This window comes from Streptomyces alanosinicus (assembly GCF_014650595.1).
Lineage (GTDB): Bacteria > Actinomycetota > Actinomycetes > Streptomycetales > Streptomycetaceae > Streptomyces > Streptomyces alanosinicus.
Map to the genome: position 1 here is coordinate 1 of NZ_BMVG01000092.1, position 5,580 is coordinate 5,580.

Here is a 5,580-nt window from a genome sequence, read left to right on the forward strand (position 1 = left end):
ACGCGTCATCCGCGCGGCCCTCGCCAACGCCCGTGTGACTCCGGACCTCGTGGACGTGGTCGAGGCACACGGCACCGGCACGACCCTCGGTGACCCGATCGAGGCCCAGGCGGTGATCGCCGCATACGGCCAGGACCGCGAAGAGCCCCTGCGGGTCGGCTCGCTGAAGTCCAACATCGGCCATCTCCAGGCCAGTTCGGGTGTCGCAGGCGTCATCAAGATGGTGCTCGCCATGCGGCACGGAGTCCTGCCGAGGCTGCTGCACCTGGACGAGCCGACACCGCACGTCGACTGGTCCTCGGGTGCGGTCGAACTCCTCACGGACAACCAGGAGTGGCCCGAGACCGGCCGTCCGCGCCGCGCGGGCGTGTCCTCCTTCGGTGGCAGCGGCACCAACGCCCACGTGATCCTCGAACAGGCCCCGGAACCCGACCCCGAGACGCAGGCACCGCACTCCGCCGACGACACCGCCGCACCCGTTCTCGCCACCGGGGGAGTGCTGCCGTGGATCCTCTCGGGTCGTGGTGGTGAGGAAGGACTGGCCGGTCAGGCGGTCCGGTTGACGTCATTCGTGGAGTCGGCCGGTGAGGACGTACGGCCGGTGGACATGGCCTGGTCGCTGGCCGTCACTCGGGCGGCGTTCGAGAACCGTGCCGTGGTGCTGGGCACCGAGCGGGGTGAACTCCTCGATGCCCTCGGCACGTTGGCCTCCGGCGACCCCGCTTCCGCAGCGGTGACCGGGAGCTTCGACGTGGTTCCCGACGGCCCTGTCTTCGTGTTCCCGGGTCAGGGGGCGCAGTGGGTTGGTATGGGGCGGGAGTTGTGGGATGTCTCGCCGGTGTTCGCCGCGTCGATGGAGGCGTGTGGGGCTGCGCTGGCTCCTTATGTGGCGTGGTCGCTGAGTGATGTCGTGCGTGGTGGGGCTGAGCTGGCGGATGTTGATGTGGTGCAGCCGGTGTCGTGGGCGGTGATGGTGTCGCTGGCGGCGCTGTGGCGTGCCTGTGGGGTGGAGCCGTCGGTGGTGGTGGGTCACTCGCAGGGGGAGATCGCTGCTGCGGTGGTGGCGGGTGGTTTGTCGTTGGAGGACGGAGCGCGGGTGGTGGCGCTGCGGTCGAGGGCGATCCGCGCCATTGCCGGCCGGGGCGGCATGGTGTCCGTCCCGCTGCCCCTCGCCGCTGTGGAAGAGCTGTTGGCCGCCGGTTGGGCGGGCCGGATCGATGTCGCGGCGGTGAACGGTCCCGGCTCGGTCGTGGTGGCCGGGGACGCGGATGCTCTGGATGAGCTGATGGCCCACTGCGAGGGCGACGACATCCGCGCCCGCCGTATTCCGGTGGACTACGCGTCCCACACCTGGCACGTGGAGGACATCGAGGCCGAACTGGCAGAGGTACTCGCCCCTGTCTCTCCCCGTTCGGGTCAGGTGCCGTTCTTCTCCACCACCGAGGCCGGCATCATCGACACGGCCCGGCTGGACGGCGGCTACTGGTATCGCAATCTGCGTCAGCGGGTGCGTTTCGCGGATGCGGTCCAGGGACTGGCCGACCAGGGGTACGCGGCGTTCGTGGAAGTAAGCTCCCACCCGGTGCTCGGCATGGCGGTCCAGGAAGCCGCCCCGGAGGCCGTGGTCGTAGGCAGCCTGCGCCGCAACAAGGGCGACGCCCACCGATTCCTGACGTCCCTCGCCGAGGCATGGGTGCGCGGTGTCCCGGTCGACTGGACCGCCGTCCTCGCCGGACACGACGCCCGTACGGTCTCCCTGCCCACCTACGCCTTCCAGCACCGCCCGTACTGGTTCGAGCCCGAGGCACCGCAGCTCGCCGGGGTGACCGGCGGTGCCGAGGACCCGGCGGACTCCGCGTTCTGGGCGGCCGTCGAGGAGCAGGACCTCGAGGCGCTCACCGGCGCACTCGACGTCGCCGAGGACACCGGGCAGCAGGCCCTGGCCCAGGCGTTGCCCGTGCTGTCGGCCTGGCACCGGGGACGCCGGGCCGCGTCCACCATCGACTCCTGGCGCTACCGCGTCGCCTGGCGGCCGTCGGCCGATCCCACCGCCGTCGCACTCGACGGCACCTGGCTGGTCGTCGTCCCCGCGAGCCACGCGGGAACGGAACTCATCCGCGTCTGCCTGGACGGGCTCGCCACGCACGGCGCACAGACGGTGCCGCTGTACGTCGACCCCTCCGACACCGACCGGGAGCGGCTGGCCGCCCTGCTGACCGAAGCGGCCCAGCACAGTGGCGCCGACGCCGGCCGGTTCAGCGGCGTGCTCTCCTTCCTCGCGCTCGATGAACACCCCTACCCCGAGCAGCCCGGACTCGCGGCCGGCCTGGTGGCCGGGCTGGCGCTGATCCAGGCATGCGCCGACACCGGCGTGCGCGCCCCGCTGTGGCTGGCCACCAGCGGAGCCGTCACCACCGGCGACAGCGACCCGCTGCGCAACCCCGTGCAGAACGGCACCTGGGGCATGGGCCGGGTCGCGGCGCTGGAGCACCCCGAGTTCTGGGGCGGCCTCGTCGACCTCCCGGAGACACCCGACGAGCGCACCGCCGCCCGGCTGTGCGGGATCCTCGCCGACGCCCGCGCCGAGGACCAGACCGCCATCCGCCGTACCGGCATCCTGATCCGCCGCCTCGCCCGCACTCCCGCCGGGACCATGGGCGGCGGACACCGCGCCTGGACCTCGCGAGGCACCGCGCTGATCACCGGCGGCACCGGTGGCCTCGGCGGCCACACCGCCCGCTGGCTCGCCCGCACCGGAACCGAGCACCTGGTCCTGGTCAGCCGCCGAGGCGCGGAGGCACCCGGCGCCGCCGCACTGGAAGCCGAACTGCGCGAACTGGGCGCCCGCGTCACCATCGCCTCCTGCGACATCGCCGACCGGGACGCGCTGGCCGCGCTCATCGCGCGGGTCGAGGCCGACGGGCCGCCGATCCGCACCGTCGTGCACACCGCGGGCGTCGGCATCCTCATCCCGCTGGCCACCACGACACTCCAGGAATTCGCCGACGGCGCCGAGGCCAAGCTGTCGGGCGTCGCCAACCTCGACGCGCTCTTCTGCGACGACCGGCTCGACGCCTTCGTCGTCTTCTCCTCCGTCGCCGGCGTCTGGGGCAGCGGCGACCACGGCGCCTACGCGGCGGCCAACGCCTACGCCGACGCGGTCGCCGAGCACCGGCGGGCCCGCGGCCTGGCCGGTACGTCGATCGCCTGGGGCATCTGGAGCGACGAGGGCGGCGGCATGGCCCTCGACATCGTCCAGGAGCAACTGCGCTGGCGCGGCATCCCGTTCATGGACCCGGCCCTCGCGGTCACGGCCATGCAGCAGGTCCTCGACCGCGACGAGTGCTTCATCGCCGTGGCCGACATCGACTGGGAACGCTTCGTCCCCGTCTTCACCGCAGCCCGCCCCCGCCCCCTGCTCACCGAAGTACCCGAAGTCGCCGAGCTGCTGCGCGCCGAGGAGGACCGCCACCACCGGCACACGCCGGACGCGGAGACCACCGGTCTCGTCTCCCGGCTGCGCGGCATGACCCCCGACGCACAGGACCAGACTGTACTGGACCTGGTACGTGCCCAGGTCGCCGGAGTACTCGGGCACAGCAGCCCCAACAGCGTCGAAGTCGGCCGTGCCTTCAAGGAGTTGGGCTTCGACTCGCTGACCTCCGTCGAGCTGCGCAACCGGCTCAACGCCGCCACCGGACTGCGCCTGCCCGTCACCGTGATCTTCGACCGGCCCACGGTCACCGCCCTGGCCCGCCACGTCCGCGAGGAACTGACCGGCGGCACCGCCGCCCTTCCCGTTCCGGTCACCTCCCTGGCCCCCGCCAGTGGCCCCGCCGCGGACGACGACCCGATCGCCATCGTCTCCATGAGCTGCCGCTATCCCGGCGGCGCCAACAGCCCCGAAGCGCTCTGGCAGATCCTCGCCGAGGGCCGCGACGTCATCGACGCCTTCCCCGACGACCGCGCCTGGGACCTCGAGGCCCTCTACGACCCCGACCCGGACCGCGAAGGCACCTGCTACGCCCGCGAAGGCGGCTTCGTCTACGACGCTGGCGACTTCGACCCCGGCTTCTTCGGCATCTCCCCTCGCGAGGCCGTGGCCATGGACCCGCAGCAGCGGATGCTGCTGGAGACCTCCTGGGAAGTGCTGGAACGGGCCGGCCTCGTCGCCGACGCGCTGCGCGGCACCCCCGTCGGCGTGTTCGTCGGCGCCGCCAACCAGGGCTTCGGCGGCCTCGACAACCTGCCCGAGGGCGTCGAGGGCCACATCGTCACCGGCAGCGCCACCAGCGTCCTGTCCGGCCGGATCGCCTACACCCTCGGCCTCGAAGGCAGCGCGGTGACCATCGACACGGCGTGCTCCTCGTCACTGGTCGCCCTGCACATGGCCGTTCAGTCGCTGCGCTCCGGCGAATGCTCCATGGCCCTCGCGGGCGGCGTCGCCGTGATGGTGGAGCCCATCGGCTTCATCGGCTTCGCCCGCACCCGGGGCGTCGCCAAGGACGGCCGTTCCAAGGCGTTCGCCAAGGCCGCCGACGGAATGGGCCTCGCCGAGGGCGCGGGCATGCTGCTCCTGGAACGGCTCTCCGACGCCCGCCGCAACGGCCACCCCGTACTGGCGGTGATCCGCTCCACCGCCCTCAACCAGGACGGTGCGAGCAACGGCCTCAGCGCCCCCAGCGGCCCCGCGCAGCAGCAGGTCATCCGGGCGGCCCTCGCCAAGGCCGGGCTGTCCACCGCGGACGTGGACGCGGTGGAGGCACACGGCACCGGCACGACCCTCGGTGACCCGATCGAGGCCCAGGCGCTGCTGGCGACCTATGGGCAGGGCAGGGATCCCGAACGGCCTTTGTGGCTGGGCTCGTTGAAGTCCAACATCGGTCACGCACAGGCCGCGTCCGGCGTCGGCGGCGTGATGAAGATGGTGCTGGCGTTGCAGCACGGTGTCCTTCCGCGGACGCTGCATGTCGACGAGCCGACTCCGCACGTCGACTGGTCGGCGGGTGCGGTGTCGCTGCTGACGGAGGCCGTGGAGTGGCCGGAGACGGAGGGGCGTCCGCGTCGGGCGGGTGTGTCCTCGTTCGGGGTGAGCGGGACGAATGCGCATGTGGTGCTGGAGGAGGCTCCGGTCGGGTCCGGGTCCGGGTCTGGGTCCGGGTCGGGGTCGGGGTCGGGGTCGGGGTCGGGGTCGGGGTCGGGGTCCGAGCCTAAGCCGGAGGATGCCGTTGTGCCGGTGTTCGTGGCTGGTGGTGTGGTGCCGTGGGTGGTGTCGGGTCGTGGTGGGGACGGGCTTGCCGGTCAGGCGGGCCGGTATGTGGATGCTGGTGTGGGTGGGTTGCGGCCGGTGGATGTGGCGTGGTCGCTGGCGGCGACTCGTACGGCGTTCGGGAACCGGGCGGTGGTGTTGGGTGCCGAGTCGGCTGAACTCGCCGTTGGCCTGGGGGTGTTGGCTTCCGGTGAGGTGACTGGCGCTGGTGTGGTGCGGGGTGCGGTCGCTGGTGGTGCTGACCGGGTCGCGTTCGTGTTCCCGGGTCAGGGGGCGCAGTGGGTTGGTATGGGGCGGGAGTTGTGGGATGT

1 protein-coding gene is annotated in these 5,580 nt (G+C 72.3%); it reads left to right on the forward strand.

Annotation, left to right across the window (positions count from 1 at the left end):
* Positions 1-5,580, forward strand: a 5,580-nt coding sequence (locus IE277_RS46070) for a type I polyketide synthase (RefSeq protein WP_189960044.1), incomplete at both ends; no start/stop codon positions are given.